The sequence below is a fragment of the Kordia sp. genome (assembly GCF_050633145.1).
GTDB lineage: Bacteria > Bacteroidota > Bacteroidia > Flavobacteriales > Flavobacteriaceae > Kordia.
On record NZ_JBOEFY010000014.1, the window covers coordinates 19,498 to 46,483 of the forward strand.

A 26,986-nucleotide genomic window follows, 5' to 3' on the forward strand; every position below is an offset into this window, starting at 1 on the left:
GAATTTCTCAGGGCTTTTTTTATGATAATACATTTTACTTTTTACCATAGAAGCTTTTCATTCAAATTTGAAAAAATATTACTAGAAAAAATACATTGACAAGACTTTTTTTAATTAAAAAGGGTAACAGCTTTCAAATTCATGCACTTGGTTGTATAAACCATAAAACTTAATATAATTATGAAAAGCTTAAAGAATTTAGCGAAAATCGGAAAAGAGTTAACAAAAGCAGAACAACTATTAGTTGTAGGAGCAGCAGATTACTTATGCTGGGGATCAGATGGGGTTTTAGAGTACTCTCCAGAAGATGCCAGCAGTCACATGTATCATTGTGTTCCTTATGCGGTTGTTTCTGCAAGCGCAAGTAACTAAGCTCTAAATACAGTAGCTTGAGTTTAAGAAGAAGAGCAATCATTCATCCATGAATAGGTTGCTCTTTTTTTACCAATTAGTAAGTGAAACTACTGTATCAAATTAATACTAATAGTAGAAATTTCATCACTTGGAAAATGATACGAATGTGTCGGGTCAATAGTAATTCCCGCTTTAGCGATTGCATCCAAAAATACATCTAATTCCACAATATACTGATCGGAAAACCCATGTGTCACATCATACGCTGTACACGGTGTTTTGCCTAAATTTAACGCAACAGTATTTGGTGCAACGGTATGCAATTCAATAAACAGTAAACCGTGATACTGAATATAAGGTTTCCACTTCTCAAAATGTTCTATCAAACTCTGTGCAACGTCGCTATTGTGTAATTGCTTCCCGCGATGCGCAAATGCACCCGTAGACAATAAAGTGCCCGCATACGACCCTTTAGGTACATTAAACGGACGATTGTGATCTAAAAAAGAACGGACATTAAGTAATTCCTCCAATTTTACATCATACAACTCTTGTAATTTTGCATCAATCTCTGCAGGATTTCCAATATCTCCCCAAACCACTTCTGCCCAAACATTGGCTTTCTCCAAATTTCGTTTGGTACTCAACAAAGCTTCTTTATTATAATCAGCACCAATCAAAATAAGTTTAGTAGTGCTCAAATCGTCTTTGCGTTGGGTTTTATTCCAAATCAAATCAAAAATATGTTCCAACAAAGCACCATTTCCGCAGCCTACATCAATAATTCCTTTTGGTTGCTCGTCCAATGGTTTATTAAAAATATCAACCAAAACGGCATCAAACTTATTAAAATACGTCGCATGACTTCCGCCACTTCCCCAAACATTAATTCCTCTAAACACATGCTGTTCATTCCCTAAATGATCTTGTTCAAAAAACGGAAGAAAATCACCTGTCAAATACGTTTCCTTATGGCGCATAATTGGCATATATGAAGTCGTAACTCCATAGGCGTAACTTCGATCAAACAAAAAAGAACCTTTTGTAGTAAGTGTATTTCCATCATGCAATTCCAACAATTGTAACACTTCTAGAAGCGAAGTATCTTTCAAAAAAGTTGAGGTTTCTACAGATTCCAAATCAGCATTATAACCCAAATAAACAAGCATTGGTGCTAACAAAACACCTTCCAAATGCAATGCTACTTCCTCTTGAAAATACGTGTCAGATTGCAATGCTTTTTTACTATCCGACCAATATGTGGCAAAGGAAATAAGTGTATCAATATTTGGCAAAGGAAACTTCAGTGGAAGCTTAAACAAGTCATAATAATAGGCGAAAAGCGCATTAAAATGTACATAATGAGGTATATGACGTTGAAAGTCTGTAAACTTCGAAGTAACTTCAATCTGAACTTCATCTACTGTTACAGAATACTTTAAAATTCCTTGTGAAGCTAAACTGCGCAACGAAACATTCAAATAACCTGCATGAAACTGCGGAAACTTTTCAACGATATTTTCTACGGAAGTAATTCGTTCATTTGCCAAAAAATCAAAAACTGCATGGCGTTCTAAAACTGCAATTGTAGCAGTAATGGCAATTCCATCTTGGTGTTTAAATAAAAGTGATCTAAAAGTGCGTTTCTGTTCTCTGGTTAAAGTCATATCTTTTAAAGATACATATTTTTAATACGTAGAAAAAAAGAAAAAGTGAGCTTTAACTCACTTTTAATATATATCTAAAAAGATACTAACGACCACCGCACCATGCATCTGGACTTTGCCAACTTAAGCAATACCAAGCATCGTCCCAACCAATTGTAAAAAGATCACAGCCATCTGCTGCTGTCAATGGTTCTGGTTTACATACTTGACATGTAGTTGGACCATCGGAAGCGGCAGGAGCGTTTTGAGCATCTTGTGCGCCACCATAAATAGTGTGAAAATTAGAAACCACACTTTTCTTTAATCGTAAGTTTTTTAAATTCTTTTTTTTCATGTTTAGTAGTTTTTAATACTTAATAAAGAACCTAAGCTAAAAATAAGTGACTTAGTAAATAGTAGCCTGTTTCTATAATGCAGTATTGACTTTTTAAAAATGTCGTTTAAGTTTCTAAACGTTAATAGGACAACCTCCATAAGGACCTGAACAAATTTCAGGATCTGAAGCTGGTAGTGGTTCTTGTGGCTTTGGTTTTGGTCCTGGACAATCAAATACAATAGATACAAGAATATCCAATGGGCAACTTGTTGAATCTACGGCGCCACCTTTTACTTCATTAAGGCGGTCTAAATTAGAAATTGTTTTTTTGCGTAATGCTAAATTTTTTAAAGCTTGTTTCTTCATGATATTTCTATTTTTTGTTCGCTACAAAATTGAAAAAATAGAAAGATGAACTAAAGGGTGAAAACACTAAACTTACTTAGGAAATTGTCTTGAATTATAATAGTTTTTTTCAAAATTAAAGGAGTTAAATACCTTATATAAAAGAAGAAAAAGCATTAGGAGAAAAATGGTTTCCTCTTAATGCTTAGATAAAATACTTTTTACATTGGGCAAGCTCCGTGATTACTATTGCAACGTGGAAATACACTGAAAGGAACTGGCTCAGGTTCTTGTGGACAACAAACAAATATGTTTGATTTAGTCTCGCATCCAGCTATAGTAAAACAAAGAAAGGAATTTGGTGCTCCTCCCATAATTTTTGCTTCTCTATCTAGTTTTGAAACTGTTTTTTTGTTTAATGCTAAGTTTTTTAATGTTTGTTTTTTCATGATATTTCTATTTTTTGTTCGATGCAAAGATTCATCAATAGAAAAATGTGAGGTAGCGTGAAATAACGGAATTAATAACAGGAAAAAGACGGGTTTAAATTCCCTTTGGAATCGCGTCAATTAACTTTTGCGTGTAAGAAGACTTCGGATTGGCATAAATAGCATCTGCTTCCCCCAATTCTTCTATTTGTCCAGCATTCATAACCAATAACTGATCGGAAATATACTTGACAACTGCCAAATCGTGCGAAATAAAAATATAAGTAAAACCAAAATTGTCTTTCAACTCATTCAGAAGATTCAATACTTGCGCCTGAACCGAAATATCCAACGCAGAAACCGATTCGTCACAAACAATCAACTTTGGCTGCAAAGCAATCGTACGTGCAATTCCAATACGCTGTCGTTGTCCGCCCGAAAACTCATGCGGATATCTTCCATAATAAGAAGCATCTAGCCCAACACGTTCCAATAATTCAAGTACTTTCTCTTTTCGTTCAGTGTCATTTGCGTACAATCCATGAACTTTCATTGGTTCCAAAATAGCAGTTCCAACTGGAATCCTCGGATTTAACGAGGCAAACGGATCTTGAAAAATAATCTGAATCTCTTTGCGTAAACTCCGAATTTCACTGCTAGACAACTTCGTAATGTCTTGTCCTTTATATAAAATTTCGCCAGCTGTGGCTTTATGTAGTTGTAAAATGGTATTTCCTAAGGTCGATTTTCCGCAACCAGATTCGCCCACCAAACCAAGTGTTTCACCTTCGTATAATGAAAAACTAACGTCGTCTACGGCTTTCACTTCCGCAGATTTGCCAAAAATACCTGCATTGCTAAAGAAAGATTTCGATACATTTTTTACCTCTAAAATTGGCGCTTTCGCGTAAATGTTCTCGTGGTGACGTTTTCGTGCTTCGGTAGAAACAATCGTATCTGAAACTGTTCCCGCAAGGACATCTTGAATCGTTGGCAACTTTTTCAATCGAACATCTAAAGAAGGTTTTGACTGTAATAATGCTTTTGTATACTCGTGTGTAGGGTTTGAAAATAATGTGGAAGTTTTGCCGCGTTCTACAATATCACCTTGATACATTACCACAATCTGATCGGCAATTTCACTCACCAAAGACAAATCGTGTGAAATAAAAATAATGCCCATTTCAGTTTCCTGCTGCAACTCTTTCAACAGCAAAATAATCTCTTTCTGAACCGTTACATCAAGAGCAGTCGTTGGTTCATCAGCAATGAGTAACTTTGGTTTGCAAGCAATTGCCATAGCAATCATAACGCGTTGCTTCTGTCCGCCACTCAGTTGATGTGGATATGATCGGTACATTTGATCAATTCTGGGCAATTTTACCTTTTCAAACAAAGACAAAACAGTTGCTTTCACCTCCTTTTTTGAGCAAAACTTATGTTGTATCAATACTTCTTCCACTTGCTTTCCGCAGGTCATTGATGGATTCAAAGAGCTCATTGGTTCCTGAAAAATCATCGAAATTTCATTCCCGCGTAAGCGTTGAAACCCTTTATTAGAAAGCGAAACTAAATTTTGATCTCCATATAAAATTTCACCTGAAATCGTGACATTTTTTTTAGGTAACAAACCTAAAACGGCCAAAGAAGAAACCGATTTTCCGCTACCAGACTCTCCAACGATACCTAAAATTTCGTTTGAAGAAACGGTATATGAAATTCCGTGAATCACTTCGTTCTCTTTAAAAGAGATACTTAGGTTCTGTATGTCTAATAATTGACTCATTATTCAAAAGTACGCAAACGAAATGAATTTAATCAATCTCAATTTTTGAAGCTTTTTATAACTCTTTGAAATCCAAAAATTAAGTACCGATTTGTAATAATTTCTGCATTTATAAAATAAAAACACTAGAAATTTCTTAAAAAATTAGGTAATTCATCGAAAAGATCTATTAATTATTGAGTATTTAATAAAAAATTAACACTTTTGACCCGTTTTAATGAAAATAACCCAAAGATTAACCGTTAACAATGCATATTATATACAATGCATCCAATACTACATTCAATCTATAGAGTTACTTCGTTAAAGTAAATAAACCTAATAACAACCAAAATTAAACCAATGAAAAACAAGTACCTTTCTTTAGGCTTACTAGCCTTTGGTATGTTTTTCGCGCAAAATTCTTATGGACAAACAGCTGCTGAAAAGCAGAAAATTGTAAGTCAATATGATACACAAGCGCTTGAAACACTAGAAAACAAGTTTACCACCAATCAAGTACGAGAAAAGCAACGAGCAATTCAACTTGCACTACAAAATGGCTGGGACGTTAGAAAAACATTAGCAGACGGAACACTTATCGAACTGCAAAAAGTAACTCCAGATGGAAGACCTGTATACTATACAACATTTAATGTAGCTGCGGCGCGATCTACAAGAACAGATCATTTAAATAATGGAGGTTCTTTAGGATTAAACCTTATGGGACAAAACATGACTGCCCATGTATGGGATGGAGGAGTTGCAAGGGCAACACACCAAGAATATGATGGAGCAGGAGGAAATAACCGTTTCTCTACGGGAGATTCTGGTTCATTAAATTATCACTCTGCACACGTTACAGGAACCATTATGGCTTCTGGAGTTGTAGCCAACGCAAAAGGAATGGCACCACATGCGAGTGCCGTAGGGTATGATTGGAATAGTGATATAGCAGAAGCAACAAGCGCTGCTTCAAGCGGAATGTTAATTTCTAACCATTCGTATGGTTTTAGAGGTGATTTAGTTCCTGATCATTATTTTGGAGGATATATCACAGAATCCCGTGATTGGGATGAAGTTATGTTTAATGCACCTAACTATTTAATGGTAGTTGCAGCTGGAAATGATGGAAATCAAAACGGATATAATGGAAGTCCTTTAGGCGGAAATAGTTCGTATGATAAGTTAACAGGACATTCTACATCAAAGAATAATTTAGTGGTTGCCAATGCTCAAGATGCTAATATTGATGGAAGTGGAAACTTAGTTTCTGTGTCTATCAACAGTAGTAGTAGTGAAGGACCAACAGATGATTTCCGTATCAAACCAGATATTACTGGAAACGGAACAGGAGTATATTCTACATACGATAATAGTGATACTGCATATAACTCTATTTCAGGAACTTCTATGGCTTCGCCTAACGTAGCAGGATCATTACTATTATTACAACAACATGCCAATAATACAAATGGTTCATTTATGAAAGCGGCAACCTTAAAAGGATTGGCATTGCATACTGCAGATGATGCAGGATCAAATGGACCTGATGCTATTTTTGGATGGGGATTAATGAATACAAAAGCAGCAGCAGAAGCTATTACAAATAACGGAAACGAAGCAAAAATTGAAGAATTGACGTTGACTTCAGGTCAAACATATTCAATTACAGTAGATTCTGATGGAACTAGTCCATTACTAGCTTCTATTTCTTGGACAGATCGTGCAGGAACTGCAAATACAGCAGTAAACTCTTCAACAGCAGTTTTAGTAAATGATTTAGATATACGCGTAAGCAAAGGAGGAACAACATACTCTCCATGGAGATTGACAGGAGTAACTACAAACGGATTAGGAGATAATACAGTAGATCCGTATGAAAGAGTAGATGTATCTGGAGCTTCTGGAACATATACAATTACAGTAACGAATAAAGGTTCTTTAGTTGGTGGAAGCCAAGACTTCTCACTAATTGTAACTGGATTAACAGGAACGCCAGTAGTTTGTAATGCAACAACTCCAACAGGAGTTTCTACTTCTGGAGTAACAGTAACTGGAGCAGATGTAAATTGGGATGCAGTAACTGCTGCAACGTATGATGTACGTTACAGAGCAACAGGAACTTCTTCTTGGACTACAAATGCAGTAGCTACAAACGCTACAACATTAAGCGGATTAGCAGCTTCTACATCGTACGAAGTACAGGTAAGAAGTAAGTGTTCTAGTGGAAACTCATCATACAGCGCTTCAGTAAACTTTACTACAGCCGATGTGCCACCAATTTGTACAACAACTGTTAGTGCTTTTCCTTATAGTGAAGGATTTGAAACAAACGACGGTTGGGCACAAGTTACAGGAGACGATGGAAACTGGGTACGAACTAGTGGAAGTACACCATCTTCAAACACAGGACCAACTTCTGCGGCTCAAGGATCAAACTATTTATTCTTAGAAGCTTCAACAAATGGAAGTACAGGACAAATAGGTGCAAATGCTACTGCGATCTTAGAAAGTGATTGTTTTGATTTAACAGGAAAATCTGAAGCGACATTTAGCTTTAAAAATCATATGTACGGTACTAATGTAGGATCATTAACAGTACAAGGATCTATAGATGGAACTACATGGACAAACTTATGGACAGATTCAGGAAATAAAGGAAACCAATGGAATACTATTTCTGTAAACCTTAGTTCGTATTTAGGACAAAGTGTAAAATTAAGAATTGTTGGAGTTACAGGAAGTGGATGGTCTAGTGATATTGCTGTAGACGATTTATCAGTAACGGCAGTAGATGCATCAGCAGATACAGAAGCACCAGTAATTACATTAACTGGAGCAGCTACAATTACGTTAACAGTTGGAGATTCTTTTACAGATCCAGGAGCAACAGCAACAGATAATGTTGATGGTAACTTAACGTCAAGTATTGTAGTAACAGGTTCTGTAAACACAGCTGTGGAAGGAACATATACATTAAATTATAATGTAAGTGATGCAGCAGGAAATGCAGCAACACAAGTTTCAAGAACTGTAAATGTTGAAGCAGCTAGTACAGGAAACTGTTCTGCAACAGTAAGCTCTTTCCCTTATAGTGAAGGATTTGAATCAAATGATGGTTGGACACAAGTTACAGGTGATGACGGAAACTGGGTACGAACTAGTGGAAGTACACCATCTTCTGGAACTGGACCAAGTTCAGCAACTCAGGGATCAAGCTACTTATTCTTAGAAGCTTCTACAAACAATAGTCCAGGTCAAATTGGAGGAAATGCTACTGCAATTTTAGAAAGTAACTGTTTTGATCTTTCTGGAATGTCTACGGCTACATTTAGTTTCCAAAACCATATGTATGGTAATAATGTAGGTTCATTAACAGTACAAGGATCAACAGATGGAAGTACATGGACAAACTTATGGACAGATTTAGGAAATAAAGGAAACCAATGGAATGATGTATCAGTTGACTTAAATGCGTATGCTGGACAAGCAACAGTACGATTAAGAATTGTTGGAACTACAGGAAACGGATGGTCTAGTGATATTGCTATAGATGATTTAAACGTTACTGCAAGTGACGGAAGCGGACCTTCTTGTTCTAATGTTTCATTATCAATTACTTTTGATAATTATCCAGAAGAAACAAGCTGGCAAATTACAAATAGTGGTGGAGCTGTAGTAGCTTCAGGCGGAACGTATGCTTCTCAAGCAGACGGATCAACATTAAATATTGATGTTGGATGTTTAGATGATGGATGTTATGATTTCACAATTACTGATAGTTATGGTGACGGAATCTGCTGTTCTTATGGAAATGGTTCGTTTACACTTACCAATAATGATACTGGAGCAACATTAGCTTCTGGAGGATCATTTACTACGTCAGATACTACAAATTTCTGTTTAACAGCTACTTCAACAACGTCTACAAACAATTATGTAACAACGACGAGTGAAGATCCATTAAGTAGTTCTTCTTTTGAAGTTCGAATTTATCCAAACCCTGTAAAAGGAGGAACATTAAACGTAATAACTACGCAAGACAATGCAAGTTATACAATCATGAATATGGTTGGACAACAAGTAGCAAAAGGAAACATCGTTTCTGGAAATGTAAATGTTTCAAAATTACAAGCTGGTGTGTATATGATTCAAATTAATGCTGGATCACAAACATTAACTAAGAAATTTATCAAACAATAATAACCCAGAATAACTAGTAAATAAACTTTAGAGTGCTTAAAAGCCCAAACATGTAATGTGTTTGGGCTTTTTTTATGTTTATATTTACTGAACTTAGTATTTAAAACACACAACTATCATATAATGAAATTACCAAATAATATTCTATACATCTTTACTTTATTACTATCGGTACATTTATTTGCAAATCAGGAGCAAAATCTTGATACTTCAACAAAAAAAGAACCATTAGAAGTTTCAGTTAATCTGCGTATAAATAAAATTTACAATATCAATTCGGTGAATGAAACGTATCAAATTGATGGTTATTTTATGTCTTCATGGAAAAACGAAGACGCAATTTCTTTTCTTAAAGATACTACTGCTAATTCAATAATTTTTGAAAACGATAAAGCACGAGAACTCATAAACAGTGAACTATGGGTTCCTGCATTTGAACTTGTAAATGTACAAGGCAGTAGAGAAAGACCTAACATTCGCATTGAAATCTATTCAGATGGTACCATCGAATTTGAAGAACGTTTCTTTGCCACATGTAGTTCGGACATGAATTTTAAGAAGTTCCCTTTCGACTCGCAAACGTATAAAGTAATGATTGAGCCGTTTTCTTATGAGAGTAGTAAAATTGTTTTTAAAAACCCTAAGTTGTTTTTAGAACGTGACCACAAAGACTACCTTGGAGAAGATTGGAAATTTGTACATAGTGATGCTCGAATTGTTACAAAAAAATATAAATATATGGATGACAATATAAATTCTAAAAAGAATTTATACTCCAGAGTAATTTTTGAAGTAAAAGCAAAAAGATTATCAGGATATTATGAGTGGCAGGTACTATTTCCATTGCTAATTATTATTTTGGCATCGTTCTCTATTTTTTGGATAAAGGAATTTGGATCGCAAATTGGTGTTGGATTTACTTTAATGTTGACTGTGGTAGCGTTTAACTTCTATTCTGCATCTATCTTACCAAAACTTCCTTACAATACCTTTATCGAATACGTAATTATTGTGGGCTATATTTTTATCTTCTTAGGGATATTAGCCGTCATTCTAAATCATAGAATTAATGGAGAAGAAAACCAGGAACATAAAATTCCATTACTAAAGCATTTTAGGTATGCGTTTCCACTCGCATATACTATTATAATGATTGTACTTTATGTATCATTAATAGTATGATAGGTCATTGAAATTTATAGGAAATCTAAAACAAATTCTACACCAAGTAGAAGCTTCACAGATGTATTGAAAATAAAAGAATCAGAAGAAGGTTTACGAGCCTTTATTTACTGATTTTTGACTGAATTCTAGTATTAGTTGAAGTTTTTTAAATACTATTCAGAAATCATTTTTGCAGAGTTCAACTTAAAAAAGTACAATTCTTAGTCCTTTTTTTGTAGCATAAAAAGCTGCATCCTCTCAGATCTTTGTAATCTAATAATCGCATAAAATAAATAGTATGAAATTTATAACAAAAAGAATTCACGCGTTCTTAGATTACCCAGTGGCAATTGCTCTAATAGTATTACCATTTTTATTGAACTTAGGAAGTTCTAATGAAATCGCATTCTATCTTTCGATAGCAACAGGTATTGCAGCATTTATCTTAACATTATTGACAAATCATCACTTAGGCGTATTTCGCGTCATTTCATATAAAATGCATTTAGTTGTAGATTTTGCAGTTGCAATAGTTTTCATTGCAGCGCCTTTTGTTTTTTCTTTCGAAGGAATAGACGCTTATTACTACTGGATTAATGGAGCTGCAGTGCTTACTGTAGTTAGTTTACACAAGCCAGAATTGGCAGTATAAAAGTACGTTCAATATGAATAAAGCACTTTTTAAAAGGCTTTATTCATATTATATTTTAAAAATTTGAAATTATCTAGTGCTCACAAACAAGCTGAAAACATTGATGAATTCATGATAAAAAAATCAAACAAGAATCTAGTTTTTAGAAACAGATTGCTTCACTTCGTTCGCAAAGACGTATCAAAGGATTACCTTCAAATAAACGTCGCAGTGCGAGTTTCTAACTCGTACCAACAAACAAACTAAAAACATTGGTGCATTCATGGTAAAAAAATCAAATAAGAATCTAGTTTTTTAGAAACAGATTGCTTCATTTCGTTCGCAAAGACGTTTAAAAGTAATGATCAAAATACCAAGAGCGAAGCGATCTAAGAGGCGAAGCCAATCTAAAAGCGACAGCGATCCAAAAGCAAAGCGCGTCTAAAAATCTAAGAGCAAAGCATGTCTAAGCACAACAACAATAGCAACTCAAGTTTATTCCTGAGCATTGATAAACGCTGAATCAAACGTTTGTAATGTAAGTTTCAATACTTCATAAAACTCATCTGCAGTACCATCAATAGATCTTCGAATCCAAAAACCTGGACAGGTAAATCCTTCATAAACATCATAACCATCTTTTTCAAGTGATTCTGCAAAATCTCTGAACGATTCTTGTAAATAAAAGGATGGTCCTTTGATGCGCCCATCCATATATTCATATTTTTTAGCATTTACAATGGCATCTTTATAGCCATCCATAATTTCTTGATTGTTCGCAGCTACTTTATAAGAAAGATAATATACACGCAAATATTGCTTTAACTTTTGATCATAATGAGCTTGCATATTTTTGACAAACGTTTCGTTTTTGAATAAAAACATAAGATTATCACCAAGCTTTTTGACAAATAATGGATTGTAATGTCCGAATGAAGTTTGACTATCATAGTCCAATCTATCAGAATGCGGTCCTTTCAAATAAATAGATTCTCCAACAACTTTTTCTATAATGGAGATACTAAAATACTTTTTATACAAAGCATATCTTCCGCGAATTCCACTTTCAGGAATCCCAGTTTTATATTCCTCATCATACAAATTGACAGACGCTAAAATGCTTTCCCAATTGGTAACTGTAGCGCTTGCATTTTGACGTAATTCTTTGATCGTAGTTTCGTTCTTATACAATGATTGTTGTACAGAACAAGCAGCAACAACTACAAGTATCAAACAGATGATAGAAGTTTTTAGTTTCATGAGAAATGGATTTTAGAAAGACTAATATAGATAAAAATTAATTTGTCAATTTGTCAATTGGTTAATTTGAAAAAGAAGTTTCATACAAAAGTCTATTTATCAAAATACCAAGAGCGAAGCGATCTAAGAGGCGAAGCCGATCTAAAAGCAAAGCGAGTCTAAAAATCTAAGAGCAAAGCAAGTCTAAGAGCGATAGCGATCTAACACTAAACATGCAACATCTCATCATCAGTTAACAACGGTTCATTTCGCAATCTGAGTAAAATCTGCGCGACAGCGATGACATCTTTTTCACAATACACGATAATCCGATCAATATCGCCTTCTTCATAAAAAACATTGCGAACTTGACTGCCGTCAATATCATCTTTCGGTGAAGGAATTCCCAATATTTTCGTCATCAAGCGTAAAGAAGTATAATGTTTATAATCGCCAAACTTCCACAATTCCATCGTATCTAAATGCGCAATTTCCCAAGGTTTCTTACCAAATAAATTCAGTTTAAAAGGCAACGTAACATTATTAATAATCATACGGCGCGCTATATAAGGAAAGTCAAACTCTTTACCATTGTGTGCACAAAGCAAATGATGAGGTCTATTAAAATGCGATTCTAACAATCCTTTAAATTCTAATAGCAATTGCTCTTCTTCTCCGTGAAATGAAGTCGTGCGAAACTGCCTGATATCACCTTTATTAGCAAAATAACCAACCGAAATACAGATAATTTTACCAAACTCTGCCCAAATTCCTGCGCGATCATAGAATTCTTCTGCGGTAAATTCGTCTTTGCGTTGATACGTTGTTTTCTGTTCCCAAAGAGTTTTCTCTTCAGCATCCAAATCATTAAAATTAGGATATTCAGGAACCGTTTCTATGTCTAGAAACAATACATTTTCTAAATTTATTTTCTGTAACATACGTCTTTATTTAGTACGTTCGTGAGGAAAAATTGTGTACTAAGAAGATTTTGCCAGTTTTCGTTTTTTAAGCTTTTCTTTATAAAAAGACTTTTCAGCAATATAAAGGGTTTTAATGACTTCTGCAAAAACTTGATCGGAAGCACTTTTAAGATGTGTTGTTTTTTCGATTGTCATTTCATGGGTTTCCGCAACTTGCTTTTTAATTGTTTCAATTTCATCTGCTGTAAAGATAAAATCACAAAATAAATGCTCTTTCGCAGGACGTTTATAATTTATGGTTGCTGCTTTGTCCCAAACCACAAAATCTTCTCCCAAAATTTGCATGAGTTGAATCATGTAAATCGGATCGGTAGCTGCAAACATACTTCCGCCAAAAATAGCACCGACATAATTCTTGTTTTTATAGCTTAGCGGAACTTTTATTTTTGCATACTTCATGTCATCACTAATCTCAATAACGCGAGCTGTAGTGCGACGATACATAGGCGACAAATTAAAACCATATTTAAAAATTGCCGCAGTAGACATGAATTTCTTTAAGAAGTTGGTCGCTGTTTTGTACATAATTTACGAATTTTAATAATTTGATACTTACTGAGTTTTTTTAACCATCGCTACAATTCTTAAAGGTGCGCCACTTCCTCCTTTAATTTTCATGGGCAATGCAATAATTTCAAATCCACGACTCGGTAATTTATCTAAATTGGTAAGGTTTTCAAAAGCAGGAATGTTTTTCGTTAATAAAATTACGTGACTTTTAAAGTATTGAGATTGTCCGTAATCAATACTTGGTGTATCAATCCCTATAGCATTGATATTTCGTTTTTCTACCAACCATTTGGCAGCTTCTCCAGACAATCCAGGGAAATGAAGTTTTTCGACGGCGATTTCTCCTCGTTCGTCAGTTCCCATATATTTTACCTTGTTCGGATAGTATTTGGAAAAACCAGTTTGTAACAAAACAATACTTCCATCTGGTATTTTTGTGTTTTCTTTTTGTTCCCAAGCTTTCAAATCATCAACCGTAATTAAGTAATCCGCATTTTGAAGTGCATTTACAGAAACATCAATTTTTATGGCTGATCCAATAAGTTTTTCAAGAGGTATTTCATCAACAGATTGCCCTTTTTCTGCAAAATGAATAGGCGCATCAATATGTGTTCCACCGTGTTCTGCTGTGCTAAAGTTATTGGCAGAATAGAAATATCCTTTATCAGTTTGTCCTTTAAAAACAGTATCTAAATCAAACTCTTTTGCCGTAACCCAATAAACAGTTTCGTCAGAATAGGAATGCGAAAGATCAATGATTTCCGTTTTTAGCGTTTCTTGTTGCGTAGATTCCGTAGCATTCAGTGAATTTTTATGTTCCTTATTGCAAGAACATACTAAAAAAAGAAGCAGTAATACGAATGTAATTGATGGTTTCATAATGGTAAGTTTTTAAAATTCAAGAGCTTTTATAAATCGTAATCAGCATACCACAAAAGATAGCACTTATTCTGCTATTTTTAGACATATTTAAGCGATAGCTTTTTCTGAAAGATGTAATTATCGATTAAAATAACGATTGCTGCTTTACAGGACTTTCGTGTGCTAACAACCATTTTTTGCGCCACAATCCGCCAGCATATCCTGTGAGCGAACCATCACTTCCTATAACTCTATGACAAGGCGTTACAATCCATAACGGATTTTTACCATTTGCAGAAGCTACAGCGCGAATTGCTTTTACATCGCCTAACTTTTTTGAAAGCTCTAAATACGAATGGGTTTTTCCGTGTGGAATTTTATTCAGTTCGCTCCATACTCTTTGTTGAAAATCAGTTCCTTTTGGCGCTAAAGTGAGATTGAACTCTGTACGTTTTCCTTCAAAATATTCTTCTAATTGAATAATACAATCTGTAAGAACTGCAGGAACGTTTTCTGAATTTACGAAATCAAACTTTTCATCTAAAACAGAAATTTCAAGAATACCTACATCGTCAGAAACGACTCTGGCAATCCCTAAAGGAGTTTGAATATGTGCGGTATGTGTGTTCATCGTACTAAAACGCATGATTCATCGATAAAACGCATGAAAATAAAGTTAAAGCGCATTTTTTTCATAGATTTGCTATGCGTGAATAATTAATATATTTACAATAATGTAAAAAAAAAATCGTAGATTTATAAAGTAATAACACACAAAAAAGAAAGTTGTTAGTAGTTGGTGATTTGTGTAAAATTTACCAATGACAAAAATGCCCAGTAGATTTATTCTTCTGGGTTATTTTTTTCTATCAATCCTAACTTCTTTGCTCTTTTTTCCCAGCTCTTACGAGCAAGTTGTTGCAAATCGGCAACATTATCACTTTCATCCATAATTTCTAAGCCAAGCAGTGTTTCAATAACATCTTCCTGACTCACTAATCCGCTTACAGAACCGTATTCATCTACCACTAAGGCAATATGCTCACGATGCTCAATAAGTTTTTCAAATAACTCCGGAATTGGCAAATTACGATCGGTAACCAACAATTCTCTTTTGATAGAAGATAAAGGTTCGGCACCTTTTCCATGAATAATGGCTTCCATCAGCTTATCTTTTAAAATATATCCTGTAATATCATCTGTATTTTCTCCATGAATCGGAATTCGTGAAAATTTCAAATCAGGATTTTCATCAAAAAACTGTTGAATAGTTTTTGTACCAACATCAATCTTTAAGACCGATCGAGGTGTCATAACATCTTTTACCAAAATATCTTTAAAACCAAGTAAATTACGAATCACTTTGCTTTCCGACTCTTGAAAAACGCCTTTATCAGTAGCAATCTCAGTCATTGCGCTAAAATCTTCACGACTCAATACACTTTCGCCATGACCTTTGCTTCCAATAATTTTGGTAAACAACTGTAAAACCCATAAAATCCCTGTGTACTTTAAGATAAGAACCATAATATCTAGCGTTCTTGTAGTAAAACTTGCCAATTGTTTCCAATATTGAGCACCAATTGTTTTTGGAATAATTTCTGAAGCGACTAAGATCAAAATAGTCATAATTACAGAGATAATAAACACGCCGTAACTATCTTCGTCACCATAAAGTTTTTTAGCTTCTGTACCTACCATAATTGCACCAACGGTATGCGCAATGGTATTTAACGTAAGAATGGCGATCAAAGGTTTGTCAACATCTTGTTTTAAGGCTTTCAAATTGTCAGCATAGGCTTTTCCATCTTTTTTCTGAATGTTTATAAACGTTGGTGTAACGCTCAATAAAACAGCTTCTAGAATTGAACATAAGAATGAAAAAAAGATAGAAATTACTCCGTAAATTATTAATAGTGTCATGGTATTTCAAGAATTGTATGTAGCGAATTTAGCTAATATTTTACTCAATGTTTTGAGATATGTCTCTGAATCTGCTAAGTTTCTGTTTTTTCGATAGTTTTCTTCGATATCTGACTCGTTTTGCGTCTAGAAGTTACTACCAACCACGAAATCTCGGTGGTTTTATATCATTTAAGTTTAAATACACAATGAGTTGACCTCTGTGATGCGTAACGTGATCTTGTAATAAATTCAAAATCTGTAATTTGGTTTTTGGGCCTGCAAAAAATTCTACAATTTCTTTTAATTCTTCTGGAGATGCTTTTTTGATGATAGCAGCTGTATTATCAAAAGCTTCTGTAATGGCTGCAATAACTTCTGTTTTTGTTGTGTAGGTTGCTTTTTTAGCCTCTTTCTTTTCCTTTGAAAAATACGTAGAACTCAACCAATCCATATTTTGTTTGATATGTAGCAATTGCTCTTGAAAAGTCTTTTGACGCTCCGTAGGTTTATAAGTATACTTATCTTCTGGCATTAATTCTGCCATTTCTACGAGATAGTCTTTAGAGTTTTCCCATTTTTCTAAAAAAGCGGAAATTGGCGTGTCTTGTGCTTTCGCGATGATGGACGCAAACAAAGTAAGTAGTAAAATATATTTTTTCATAAATTTCTAGTTAGTATAAATTAGGATATTTTTAATGTCTTCACCGGTAATTTCTGGTGAAATAAAACAAGAGTTCCTAGTGTTTTTCTCTCTATGGAATCTTCTCATGTAAAAGAAAGAATCAATTGACATTTCCTTTTCTTCTTCATAACGAATAGAAACACCACGCAACCCTGGACCTGTAGAACGTTGATCAAGTTTATGACAAGCAGCACAATTAGCGTTAAATAAAGCTTTCCCTTTTTTTATTTCTTCAGTGATTTCTTCATGAAAATATGAATCAGAATAAACAGGTCCACCACAAACACCAAAAGTTTGTTGCGAAGCATTCGTTTTCTCTAGTTCTTTCACATTCACAAGATACAACACAGCGATTCCCGCAGAAATTAAAAATACAAATATGGAAATCGCAGCTTTCATCTATAGATTAAGATAATAATTTAATGACGTCTTTGGCAAAATAACTCGCAATCATATCTGCGCCAGCGCGTTTAAATGCCATCATTGATTCCATCATTACTTGATCGTGATCTAACCAACCTTTTTCAGCCGCAGCTTTAATCATTGCATATTCGCCACTTACTTGATACACCGCAACAGGCACATCAAATTCATTTTTTACTTCGCGAACAATATCTAAATACGCCATTCCAGGTTTTACCATCACAATATCAGCGCCTTCGTCAATATCCATTTCAGTTTCACGCATGGCTTCATAACGATTTGCAGGATCCATTTGATAGGTTTTCTTATCGCCAAACCCAGGAGCAGAATCGAGTGCATCACGGAAAGGTCCGTAAAAAGCAGACGCGTATTTTGCACTATAACTCATAATTCCGACATCGGTAAAATTTTCATCTTCCAACGCTTCACGAATGCTTAAAATTCGTCCGTCCATCATATCGCTTGGCGCTACAAAATCGGCTCCAGCTTCTGCATGCGAAATGCTCATTTCTGCCAATACTTCAATGGTATCATCGTTTACAATTTTTCCTTCTTCCACAATTCCATCATGCCCAAATGACGAATACGGATCTAGTGCAACATCAGTCATCACAATCATGTGCGGACAAGTGTCTTTTATCACTTTTATGGCACGTTGCATCAAACCATCCGGATTTAACGCTTCAGTTCCTTTATTATCTTTCAAATTATCAGGAACTTTTACAAACAGTAAAACGGATTTCAAGCCTAAACTCCAAAGCAGTTTCAATTCGCCAACCAACGTATCTAAACTATGGCGGTAATAATTTGGCATCGAAGGAATCTCTTCCTTAACACCTTTGCCTTCTACCACAAAAAGTGGCACTAAAAAATCGTTGGGAGTAATTATATTTTCTCGTACCAAACCGCGAATGGCAGCATTGGTGCGTAAACGTCTATTGCGTCGAAGTGGAAACATATATGCTTATTTAAAGATAAATGATAACATCTAAAATATCTTTTCTATTTTAGAGAATGAATTCCCTGCAAATATAATGAATAAAACACCGAAAGTCATATCAAACACGCCATTTGAATTATTACGATTTCAGTTGACTTGGCGAAATTATCAAGAGAAGTTCCTAGATCATTTTAATACGCATTTAAATGACAATCATTTGCATGTGGTTGCGCCGCCAGGTTCTGGAAAAACGATTCTTGGTTTGGAAATGCTACGCAGAGTGCAAAAGAAAACGATTGTATTTGCACCAACGTTGACGATTCGGAATCAATGGAAAGATCGTTTGTTGTCTTTTTTTACGGATGATAACGCTTTTGCGGAATTTTCTTTTGATTTAAAAAAACCAGCTTTACTTACCTTTACAACCTATCAATCATTGCATGCGTTTTACAAATCGTTTGAAACGAAAGCGGAATTTTTAGCACATTTTGAAAACTACGGAATTGAAGCTATTGTGCTGGATGAAGCACATCATTTAAAAAATGAATGGTGGAAATGTTTGTTCGCCTTGAAAGAAGATCGAAAGTTGACAACAATTGCGTTGACAGCCACACCGCCAATTGATAGTACAGATCAAGAATTGTCACGTTATTTTGAATTATGCGGTCCAATTGATGAAGAAATTGCTGTGCCCGATTTGGTAAAAGAAGGCGATTTATGTCCGCATCAAGATTATATTCACTTTTCTTCACCAACGGAAGAACAAGTAGAATCGATTGTGGAATATCGTGAGAAAGTAGCTGATTTTGTAGAAAAATTGGAAGATGATGAACAGTTTCTTTTTTTACTAGAAACGCATCGTTTTTTATCGAGTACGGATGAAAATCTGGAAGAAATTTACAAAGAACCAAGGTACCTTTCGAGTATTTTAATCTTTTTAAAATCTATTGACAGCGAAATAAACCCGTATATATTTGAAGTCTTAGGTTTTAAAAAGAATCAAAAGGTAAGTTTGCCAAAATTGAATTACGATTGGGTAGAAATTCTATTGCAAAATATATTGTTTGCCGATCGAGAACAATTAGTTCAACATGAAGCATATCTGCAAAAATTAGAAAACCGTTTGAGACGTAATGGAATGCTTCAAAAGAAACGTGTGCGTATTTTTGGTGATGAACAATTGTACAAAACTTTGGCAAACAGTCCGAGTAAATTACAAAGTATCGTAGAGATCATTCAACAAGAATATCGAAATTTAGATACAGAATTGCGCGCGGTGATTTTAACCGATTATATTCGGAAAGAGTTTTTAAAATTTACAGATATTGATGCGGTAAATCAGTTAGGTGTATTGCCAATTTTTCAACACTTACGAACTTCTTTAAAGCGCGTGGATGCTATCGGAGTACTTTCAGGAACTATGGTAATTATTCCAAAAGATTGCTTGCCAATTTTAGATAGATTTCATCCTGATAAAAGCTATTCATATTCATCGTTACATTGCGATGATAAGTATGTAAATATTAAGATTAATACAAAAGTAAAATCTGGTTTAGTAGCCGATATTACAAAACTTTTTGAACTGGGACATATCAATGTATTGATTGGTACTAAATCATTATTGGGTGAAGGTTGGGATTCGCCAGCCATCAATAGTTTGGTATTAGCTTCGTTTGTAGGTTCGTATGTTTCTTCCAATCAAATGCGTGGAAGAGCAATTCGTTCACAACAAGGAAATCCAAACAAGATTAGTAACATTTGGCATTTAGCTTGTATCGATCCAACAACAGATGATGGTGGAGATGATTTTGCAAAACTGCAAAGACGTTTTCATGCTTTTGTAGGTGTTTCAAACACAGATCCACTTTACATAACCACTGGAATTGGTCGTTTGGCATTGCCAATGACTTATGATGAAGAAATCATTCAAAATGTAAATATGCGCACTTTTGAACGTGCAGCAAACAGAAAAGTTATTAAAAGTAACTGGGAAACTGCGATTGAAAAAGGAAACTCATTAACTACCGAAATTCAGTATTTTACCGAGCAACCGAAATTAGAAACTAAAAGAAAACAAATGTATCATCGTGAAATGACACGTTACATTTCTGCAGAAGTTTCAATGGTGGCTTTGGTGGCTGTATCGGAGATCTATATACACAAAGTTTTGGCCACACTTTCTTCTGGTTTCTTATACTCTTTATATAGTCTCATAGGAATTTTAGGAATGGTTTTAGGGTATAAGATTTTTAAGAAAATCAGTATTTATTCGCAATCGCGATTTGTATATAAATATATTGACAACATTGGGAAAGCAGTTTTACATTCGCTAGATGCATTAGGATATTTCTCAACAGATCTTTCAGAGGTTGCTATAACAGCAGAAGAATTACCTGATGGAGCATCAATTTGTAATATTCACGGTGCTACGCGTGTAGAAAGTGCATTATTTGTAAAAGCGATGGAAGAAATTTTAAACCCAATTGAAAACCCACGTTATTTGCTTGAAAAATCAAGCTTATTTAGAGAAGTAACGGAATTACAAAACTATTATGCTGTACCTGCAATTTTTGGAGGTAAAAAAGAAGATGCTGAAATTTTTCTTGGGAATTGGAGAAGGTATGTAACTGGTGCACATTTACACTTTACAAGAACGGTTACAGGAAGAAAATTGTTGATAAAAGCACGTTTGTTTCATGTGACCAATGTTTTTAAAAATACAACCAAAGAAGAAGTGATTTGGAAATGATGGTATTGTTTTTGAGGTGATTCATTACAATTAATACCACATTTTTAAGTTTATAAAAGTGAAAACTTTTATTTCTAACATTAAAACCAAACCGATCATGAAAAGTAAATTTCTAAAACTAAACAAAGCATGTAGCGAACAATGGGACAACATGAAACCGAATGAAAAAGGGAGTTTCTGTGATACATGTTCCAAAAACGTCATTGATTTCACGCAGTTATCTCAGTTAGAAATTTCAGAAAAAATCAAAAATACAAAAGGAGAAATTTGTGCGCGATTGACCAAACAGCAATTAGAAACGCCATTAATTGATTTGGAAATTCAGAAAAAATATAAGTTACCATATTCCAATATTGCTGCAAGTATAGTATTAGCTTCTACAATGGCAGTTAGTACGACTTCGTGTGCACAAAATGAAAAAGCACCTACTGAATTTGTAAAAACCACAAATTCAAATTCAAAATTAAACAGTAAAGAGAAAATATCAAGACCAAAAGCAACGGCGCCAGCAAGTTTTGTCACTTTTAAAGGAATAGTCAAATCTGAAGAAAACGGAATACTAATAGCAAATGCTAAAATTACGTTAGTAACGGTTCAAAAAATGTTTACGGCGCATAGTTTAGAAGACGGCACATTTTCTATGGAAATTCCAGCAGAACTGATTGATGATGATAATGTGATTAGAGTTTCGTATGATCCAGTTACGACTGAAGATGGTAAAAGAAATCTACGTTTATATAGTACAGAAGATTATATTTTATCCAAAAAAGAAGTTACTTCTGATTATATCATAAAAGCAGAAGCAATGGTTTATATTCTTGGTGGAATTGGTCATTACACTAAAAAAAATCCAGTAGTGATTCAAAACAATGAAAGAGTTAGTTATAAGGACTTTGTAAATGCACAACGTGGAGAGAAAAATAGTTGCAATTTAGAAAACAAGGATTTCTTATATTTTGAAGAAAAGGCAGCTGTAGCTATTTATGGAAAAGAAGCTGAAGCTGGTTTGTTCATCTTAGTGGATAAGACTAAAAAATAGTTTTAGTACTCTTAAAATGTATCAATAATGGCAATTGACTTGTGTTTGTTAGCAGTACCAAAAGAAGTAGAATATATTTTAAAAAAAGCTGCGCAAAACCGAGATTCTGAATATTGTGATGCCGTTTTTTCACTTTCAAATGCTCTAAAAAATAATTTTACAGATTTTGGACATCCAGATTGGATTGAATTTAAAAATGATGCACAAGATGTACTGAAGTATTATCCTGAAAGTACGTTTGATGCTAAATTTTATCTTGATACCAATAGAACATTTCAAGTCTTTGATTATTTATTTGCTAAAAGAGAAAATTCAGTAAGGCATTTTAAAGATGCAACTCCTTTTTTTTACGATGGAATTAAACATGCGACTTGCCAATCTGGACAAGGGTTTGATTTACTATATTGGGATGTAGCTATTTTGCATAAGAAGAAAGATCTTTTTGATTCAGTTTCTTTTGAAAACCTGTATAAATTATATGATTATGAAAATATGCTTGATGAAGGTGTCTATAAAATTCAACAACTACATGGAAAAACAGAAGAACTACGAAACCTGTTTGCTGAAATTAAATTGTTTTTAGAAAATGCACTGACGCTGAATGGCTATGTTTTAGTTAAGAAGTATTGAGAAAATCAATTGATAAAAAAATCTTAGTAAGAGTGTAAAAGTATTATTTTTTATGTTCAAAAAGCAGTACTTTTGCTACTTACCAAACATTAAAACCAACCAACCACCAATGTTAAAAAAGTCACTCTTCATTTTTTGTATACTTATAAATTTCACATTTGCATTTAGTCAAGAAACTACAAATCCAGATCGTATTCCACCACCATTAGGATCATTGGAGATGAGTGGAAATGGTGTGCGAATTTTTTCAGGCGATATGGATCCGCAAGCCGCAGACAATACAGATTTTGGAACGACAACACTGTCAAATTCAATTACAAAAACATATTTAATTGGAAATGAAGGAATGGATGATGTGGTATTAACAGGTACTCCTGTTATTCGTATTGTGGGTGCCGATTCGGCTCATTTCTCAGTAACATTATCTCCTGATAGTACTACGATGGTTGCCTACGGAGGTTCTAGTCAGAGTTCTTTTGAAATTACCTTTACACCAGATAACGAACGCACATATGAAGCAGTTATAGAAATAGATACTTTTATTTATAACATATCACGTACATATTCTTTTGCAATTAAAGCTGTGGCGAGTACGACCATGAGTATTGAAGAAGCTACGGCTATTGATAAACAAATAAAAGTATTTCAAGATGCAACTTCAAATACGGTAACAGTTCACACTGAAAATAGTATTTCTATTAAAAATATTCGTGTATTTGATGTTTCAGGCAAATTGATTCAAACAAAAAAGATAGAAAATACGGTTAATGATCACGAGTTGAATTTTTCTTCTTCCAGCAATGGCGTGTATTTTTTAAGTATTGAAACAGCCACTTCTAAGGTGGTGAAGAAGATTGTTATTTAAAACTATTTCTTTTTGAATTTCTTAGCAATCATTTTCTTTTTCCATGCTTCCCCAAAGAAGTCAAAAACGTTTAAGGAATAAATACCTAATAGTACTGCCCAAGAAAATAACATCCATAAGAAAAAGCTCCAATTGGAATCATTAATTGCAACAAAAACAGGAACCACCAAACTTAAAGCGGCAATAGCAAGAAGTTTATAAAATCCTTTTAAGTTTTGAATATATTCTTCTTCTTTTCTAATTTGTTCTATTTCTTCTTTCTTGTCAGAATCTATAATATTGATTTCAAAAACGGCAGCCAAAGATTTTAATGATTCCAAACCTGCATTTCCTCCATTTTCAATTCGTTGAATTGTTCGAATACTTAATCCGCTCATTTCTGCAAGTTGCTCTTGCGACCAATGACGTTCCAACCTCATTTTTTTAATCTCTCTTACGTTAATTGTGTTCATTATGTTGCTTTTAATTCTATTTGTTGAACAAAGATACATGTTACCTTTTCTTTTGTTTGAAACCAACTAGACACTGACATGACATGGATGCGACAGCAATGTGACAACAGGTGTAAAAGAGTTAATTGTTAGAAATTTGATTGTTCTATTCTTTAAGAAATAAAATTAAACAACCATGTATATACGACCATCATTCCTAAGACAATTCCGCCTACGAGCATGATATCATTAGTGAATAACATTCCTAAAAATCCAACACAAAGCATGGCAATTCCGTAGCAAAGTCCGATCATGCGTGTTCTTTTAGAACTTCGTAAAAAAGACCCTGGTAATGGTAATATGGCGCAGAAACAGGTAAATCCCCATAACATATACAACGGATCGTTAAATGTAAAAAATGCAATAACGCCCAAAATTCCTGCTAAGGTCAATCCGCCAAAAGCGTAACCACTGTATTTTTCATTGTCTGTAAGCAGATATTTTCCATACGAATCGCCTAGTAAAATGGTGTTGGATAAGGATTCCATAATCCATCCGCCAAGGACAAAAACTAAATACACTATGACTAACGGAATGATTAAAAAGGTTAAGTCTGATGCTTCCAACACTTTCACGCCTAATCGATATGCAAAATAGAGTCCAATAATAAAAAACCATTGATTTCGAGACGATTGTTTGCTCATCCAAAAGGCATATTTTAAATACCATTTGTACAATAAGTTCTTTGATTTTATAGCAGTTGCCATGCCTTCGCGTGCGTATTGCATGTTTGGATTGAGTTGCAAAGCTTGTTTGAAATGATGCAATGCTTTTTTAGTATCGCCACTTTCTAGTGAAACCCAGCCAACATTGGCATGCGCATAATCGTCTTCGGCATTGTCATATAAAATATGCTCTACAGTTTGATTGGCTTCTTCTTTGCGATTGAGCTTGGTTAATAAACGCGCACGAATATTTAAACAGGCTGAATTTTTAGGATCGAGTTGCAAACCTTCGTTGACAAAATGTAAGGCTTCTTCAAACTTCTTTTTGTCCATTAATAACGCGCCTTTAAAACCAAAATAATCTGCTTGATACGGATCGAGTTCAATACTTTGATTCACCAAACTAATCGCATCTTGTAGTTTATCTAAACGCGATGCAATTTGCGCTTTTAAAAAGAATAAATTGCCTTCGTTTGGTGTTTCTTGGAGCAATTCATCAATCATTTGAGATGATTTTCCATAATCACTTACATTAAAGAAACACAGTGCCAAATAGTATTTGCTCGCATAATTGTACACACTTTCTGAAACAGCATCACTCAAATAGGTGATTGCCTCTTGAAAACGACCTAATTCGAACAGTTGTACGCCTCTTAAATGGTTTTTTGACTGCATTATTTCTTTATGTTTAAATAGGCTAAAATATCATCGTACAATCCGCTGTCGTTTGCATACAAAGCATAATTTTTAGAAGATACAAACCATTCTTTGGTACTTGGTTTTATCTTTTTTATAGCTTTTAAAATATCTTTTGTACTCAATGGTTTTGGAATGCCATCTTTGAAAGAAGCTTCTAATTTGCGTTCAATAGCAACATCGATTGCTGCTTGAATATCGGCACCCGAAAATTCTTTTGAAGCTCTTGCCAACGCCATATAATCAATAGTTTCCGTTGGTTTTTCTTTGAGATGAATGTTATAAATAGCCGCTTTTGCTTCTACATCTGGTGGCGAGACAAATATGATACGATCAAAACGTCCTGGGCGACGAAATGCAGGGTCTAAATGCCACGGTGCGTTTGTAGCGCCAAGTACTAGAATTCCATCGTTATCTGCGTCAATTCCGTCCAATTCTGCCAAAAATTGATTAATTACGGTTCTTCCCGAAGTTTTATTGACGTCGTTTCTATTCGCGCCAAGCGCATCAATTTCATCTATAAAAATGACACAAGGCGTATTTTTTCGAGCAATTTCAAAGATTTCGTGCAAGTTTTTCTCCGAATTCCCAATCCACATGTCTAAAATATCATTGATTCCAACACTGATAAAATTCGCGTTGATTTCTCCTGCCGTTGCCCGTGCAATATGTGTTTTTCCACATCCTGGCGGACCGTATAATAGAATTCCACCACCAATTTTTTTGCCATAGGCTTTGTATAAATCTCTATGTTCTAAAGGCTTGATGATTTTTAAATCAATCTCCTTTTTAATATCGTCCATACCACCAATACTTGCAAAATTGGTTGTTGGTTTTTTTAGAAATGACAAACCATCTTCGTCGATAAAATCGGGCTCGCGAGTCGTATTTACTTTTAAAACATTGTCAAAATCTTCATTCTGATAACTTGGATCAATCTCAATTAATTCTTTATAGGTTTCTTGCGCATCACTGTAATTTTCTTGATTAATTTGACAGTAACACAATAACTCTAGATATTTCTTTTCTGCATGTACCTTAATAATTTCTTCGAGCAATACTTCCGCAGCCGTAATTTTTTGCTGCTTATAAAAACAACTTGCCAATTCGTATTTGGCTTCTAAATGGTTTCCATCCAAATTGATTACTTGGATGAGTTGCTGCTCTGCTTCTTCAAAACTTCCTTGTTGCATGTATAGTTTTGCAATTTGTAGTTTGAGCGGAATATTATTAGGGGAAAATTGTAAGGCTTCTAATAAACTTTCTAACATTCGTTTAATTTTTCTTTAGATAATGAGCTCATTTAAACTTTTTTATTTGCTAAAAAATTGCTGTTTTCTGCCCTGTATTTATCTTTTTTTCGTTCCGTAACGCTGCTATGAAACTCAGAAAAGCTTTCAACAGTACTTAAAACTGCTAATTTTCGCTTAAA

At 34.4% G+C, this 26,986-nt stretch carries 24 protein-coding genes and 1 pseudogene; 8 read left to right on the top strand and 17 right to left on the bottom strand.

Features of this window, described 5'->3' with window-relative positions:
• The first annotated feature begins 180 nt into the window (after positions 1-180).
• On the top strand, positions 181-372 hold the full coding sequence (locus tag ACRBBL_RS07095; RefSeq protein ID WP_431368330.1) for a hypothetical protein: 192 nt from the start codon (positions 181-183) through the stop codon (positions 370-372).
• Between the two features lie 89 nt (positions 373-461).
• Here ACRBBL_RS07095 and ACRBBL_RS07100 read toward each other — a convergent pair whose 3' ends face one another.
• From ACRBBL_RS07100 to ACRBBL_RS07120, 5 genes are all read right to left on the bottom strand, one after another.
• Positions 462-2,021 (bottom strand): class I SAM-dependent methyltransferase, encoded by a 1,560-nt coding sequence (locus tag ACRBBL_RS07100; RefSeq protein ID WP_431368331.1) that lies wholly within the window; start codon positions 2,019-2,021, stop codon positions 462-464.
• Between the two features lie 85 nt (positions 2,022-2,106).
• On the bottom strand, positions 2,107-2,355 hold the full coding sequence (locus ACRBBL_RS07105) for a hypothetical protein (RefSeq protein WP_431368332.1): 249 nt from the start codon (positions 2,353-2,355) through the stop codon (positions 2,107-2,109).
• A 114-nt stretch (positions 2,356-2,469) separates the two neighbouring features.
• Positions 2,470-2,703, bottom strand: a complete 234-nt coding sequence (locus ACRBBL_RS07110) for a hypothetical protein (protein ID WP_431368333.1) — start codon at positions 2,701-2,703, stop codon at positions 2,470-2,472.
• 200 nt (positions 2,704-2,903) lie between these two features.
• On the bottom strand, positions 2,904-3,131 hold the full coding sequence (locus ACRBBL_RS07115) for a hypothetical protein (RefSeq protein WP_431368334.1): 228 nt from the start codon (positions 3,129-3,131) through the stop codon (positions 2,904-2,906).
• A gap of 94 nt (positions 3,132-3,225) precedes the next feature.
• Positions 3,226-4,896, bottom strand: a complete 1,671-nt coding sequence (locus tag ACRBBL_RS07120) for an ABC transporter ATP-binding protein (protein ID WP_431368335.1) — start codon at positions 4,894-4,896, stop codon at positions 3,226-3,228.
• A gap of 342 nt (positions 4,897-5,238) precedes the next feature.
• Between ACRBBL_RS07120 and ACRBBL_RS07125 the strand changes: the two genes are divergently transcribed.
• The 3 genes from ACRBBL_RS07125 (at position 5,239) to ACRBBL_RS07135 (ending at position 10,897) form a co-directional block, all read left to right on the top strand.
• Positions 5,239-9,081 carry a S8 family serine peptidase gene (locus tag ACRBBL_RS07125; protein ID WP_431368336.1) on the top strand — a complete coding sequence of 1,281 codons (3,843 nt, stop codon included), beginning with the start codon at positions 5,239-5,241 and terminating at the stop codon, positions 9,079-9,081.
• A 123-nt stretch (positions 9,082-9,204) separates the two neighbouring features.
• Entirely contained in the window at positions 9,205-10,263 is a 1,059-nt protein-coding gene (locus ACRBBL_RS07130; protein WP_431368337.1) for a hypothetical protein, read from the top strand.
• Between the two features lie 280 nt (positions 10,264-10,543).
• Entirely contained in the window at positions 10,544-10,897 is a 354-nt protein-coding gene (locus tag ACRBBL_RS07135; RefSeq protein WP_431368338.1) for a hypothetical protein, read from the top strand.
• Positions 10,898-11,371: 474 nt separating this feature from the next.
• Here the strand turns inward: ACRBBL_RS07135 and ACRBBL_RS07140 are convergent, their stop codons facing one another.
• The 9 genes and pseudogenes from ACRBBL_RS07140 to hemB form a co-directional block, all read right to left on the bottom strand.
• Positions 11,372-12,136: a hypothetical protein gene (locus tag ACRBBL_RS07140; RefSeq protein WP_431368339.1), complete on the bottom strand. Its 765-nt coding sequence runs from the start codon at positions 12,134-12,136 to the stop codon at positions 11,372-11,374.
• Between the two features lie 206 nt (positions 12,137-12,342).
• Positions 12,343-13,056 (bottom strand): 3'-5' exonuclease, encoded by a 714-nt coding sequence (locus ACRBBL_RS07145; RefSeq protein WP_431368340.1) that lies wholly within the window; start codon positions 13,054-13,056, stop codon positions 12,343-12,345.
• A gap of 39 nt (positions 13,057-13,095) precedes the next feature.
• Entirely contained in the window at positions 13,096-13,623 is a 528-nt protein-coding gene (locus ACRBBL_RS07150; RefSeq protein ID WP_431368341.1) for a PaaI family thioesterase, read from the bottom strand.
• A gap of 27 nt (positions 13,624-13,650) precedes the next feature.
• Positions 13,651-14,487, bottom strand: a complete 837-nt coding sequence (locus ACRBBL_RS07155) for a cyclase family protein (protein WP_431368342.1) — start codon at positions 14,485-14,487, stop codon at positions 13,651-13,653.
• Positions 14,488-14,614: 127 nt separating this feature from the next.
• The gene (locus ACRBBL_RS07160; protein WP_431368343.1) at positions 14,615-15,100 is read right to left on the bottom strand and encodes a methylated-DNA--[protein]-cysteine S-methyltransferase; all 486 of its coding nucleotides are present in this window, start codon (positions 15,098-15,100) and stop codon (positions 14,615-14,617) included.
• Positions 15,101-15,312: 212 nt separating this feature from the next.
• The gene (locus tag ACRBBL_RS07165) at positions 15,313-16,392 is read right to left on the bottom strand and encodes a CNNM domain-containing protein (RefSeq protein ID WP_431368344.1); all 1,080 of its coding nucleotides are present in this window, start codon (positions 16,390-16,392) and stop codon (positions 15,313-15,315) included.
• Positions 16,393-16,528: 136 nt separating this feature from the next.
• The gene (locus ACRBBL_RS07170) at positions 16,529-17,035 is read right to left on the bottom strand and encodes a DinB family protein (RefSeq protein WP_431368345.1); all 507 of its coding nucleotides are present in this window, start codon (positions 17,033-17,035) and stop codon (positions 16,529-16,531) included.
• 6 nt (positions 17,036-17,041) lie between these two features.
• Positions 17,042-17,278, bottom strand: a pseudogene (locus ACRBBL_RS07175) (c-type cytochrome); the annotation flags it as partial.
• Between the two features lie 184 nt (positions 17,279-17,462).
• Positions 17,463-18,437: a porphobilinogen synthase gene (hemB, locus tag ACRBBL_RS07180; protein ID WP_431368346.1), complete on the bottom strand. Its 975-nt coding sequence runs from the start codon at positions 18,435-18,437 to the stop codon at positions 17,463-17,465.
• A gap of 76 nt (positions 18,438-18,513) precedes the next feature.
• Here hemB and ACRBBL_RS07185 point away from each other — a divergent pair, with 76 nt between their 5' ends.
• From ACRBBL_RS07185 to ACRBBL_RS07200, 4 genes are all read left to right on the top strand, one after another.
• Complete coding sequence (locus ACRBBL_RS07185) at positions 18,514-21,168, top strand: DEAD/DEAH box helicase family protein (RefSeq protein WP_431368347.1); 2,655 nt, start codon at positions 18,514-18,516, stop codon at positions 21,166-21,168.
• Between the two features lie 97 nt (positions 21,169-21,265).
• Positions 21,266-22,207, top strand: a complete 942-nt coding sequence (locus ACRBBL_RS07190) for a hypothetical protein (RefSeq protein ID WP_431368348.1) — start codon at positions 21,266-21,268, stop codon at positions 22,205-22,207.
• Positions 22,208-22,234: 27 nt separating this feature from the next.
• Positions 22,235-22,837, top strand: a complete 603-nt coding sequence (locus ACRBBL_RS07195; RefSeq protein WP_431368349.1) for a hypothetical protein — start codon at positions 22,235-22,237, stop codon at positions 22,835-22,837.
• A gap of 109 nt (positions 22,838-22,946) precedes the next feature.
• Positions 22,947-23,702: a choice-of-anchor D domain-containing protein gene (locus tag ACRBBL_RS07200; RefSeq protein WP_431368350.1), complete on the top strand. Its 756-nt coding sequence runs from the start codon at positions 22,947-22,949 to the stop codon at positions 23,700-23,702.
• 2 nt (positions 23,703-23,704) lie between these two features.
• Here ACRBBL_RS07200 and ACRBBL_RS07205 read toward each other — a convergent pair whose 3' ends face one another.
• The 3 genes from ACRBBL_RS07205 to ACRBBL_RS07215 all read right to left on the bottom strand — a co-directional run bounded on the left by ACRBBL_RS07205 (position 23,705) and on the right by ACRBBL_RS07215 (position 26,825).
• Positions 23,705-24,154 (bottom strand): helix-turn-helix domain-containing protein, encoded by a 450-nt coding sequence (locus ACRBBL_RS07205; protein WP_431368351.1) that lies wholly within the window; start codon positions 24,152-24,154, stop codon positions 23,705-23,707.
• Between the two features lie 152 nt (positions 24,155-24,306).
• Positions 24,307-25,533, bottom strand: coding sequence for a tetratricopeptide repeat protein (locus ACRBBL_RS07210; protein WP_431368352.1), 1,227 nt, complete (start codon positions 25,531-25,533; stop codon positions 24,307-24,309).
• A complete protein-coding gene (locus ACRBBL_RS07215; protein WP_431368353.1) occupies positions 25,533-26,825 on the bottom strand; it encodes an AAA family ATPase in 1,293 nt (430 codons plus the stop codon). The genes ACRBBL_RS07210 and ACRBBL_RS07215 overlap by 1 nt, the downstream gene beginning before the upstream one ends.
• Positions 26,826-26,986: the final 161 nt, after the last annotated feature.